The sequence below is a fragment of the Bradyrhizobium sp. STM 3843 genome (genome assembly GCF_000239815.1).
GTDB lineage: Bacteria > Pseudomonadota > Alphaproteobacteria > Rhizobiales > Xanthobacteraceae > Bradyrhizobium.
On sequence record NZ_CAFK01000003.1, the window covers coordinates 1 to 768 of the forward strand.

A 768-nucleotide genomic window follows, 5' to 3' on the forward strand; every position below is an offset into this window, starting at 1 on the left:
GAACGGCGTGCGTAAGATCAATATCGATACCGACAACCGCATGGCGATGACCGGCCAGATCCGAAAAATCCTGACAGAGCACCCGGAAGAATTCGATCCGCGCAAATATCTGAAGCCCGCGATGGAGGCGATGACCAAGCTCTGCAAGCAGCGGCTCCAGGAGTTCAATACCGCAGGCCAGGCCTCCAAGATCAAGCGCGTGCTGACCACCGCCGAGATGGCCAAGCGCTATGCCAAGGGCGAGCTCGACCCGAAGGTGGCGTGAGCAGGCGCCCAAGAGTTGGCTTCCCTTAAGCCACAACGATAGTGCACCCTCTCCCCTTGTGGGAGAGGGTGCCGAGCGAAGCGAGGCGGGTGAGGGGTTCTCGCGGCACATGCGTTCGCCGAGAGAGACCCGTCACCCGGCTCGAATTTCGCTTCGCTCATTCTCGCCGCCCTCTCCCACAAGGGGAGAGGGTGCACCTCGCTTCTCGGCCGGCAGCTCGTTTCGGCACCAGCGAACATTCACACCTCTCCGGGAACCGCCTCCTTTCAGGCCAATGTTTTCTCGGCAACTGCCCGAGAACGGTCTATTTTGGCAGGCAGGGCAGGTGCACTCTGGAGCATGCCGTCATGAATCTCCCCGATCTCAACAAGGTCGCTGTTGCCATGGTGACGCCGGGCAAAGGCATCCTGGCCGCCGACGAATCCACCGGGACGATCAAGAAGCGCTTCGATGCGATCAAGGTGGAATCGACCGACGAGACCCGGCGCGATTATCGTGAGATG

At 60.8% G+C, this 768-nt stretch carries 2 protein-coding genes; both read left to right on the plus strand.

The annotated features are described in order from the left end of the window. Window positions 1–265: class II fructose-bisphosphate aldolase (locus tag BRAS3843_RS00480; protein ID WP_035980450.1), on the plus strand; the 265-nt coding region annotated here is incomplete at its 5' end. A gap of 347 nt (window positions 266–612) precedes the next feature. After that, a partial coding sequence (locus tag BRAS3843_RS39235) for a class I fructose-bisphosphate aldolase (protein WP_139024682.1) occupies window positions 613–768 on the plus strand: 156 nt, incomplete at its 3' end.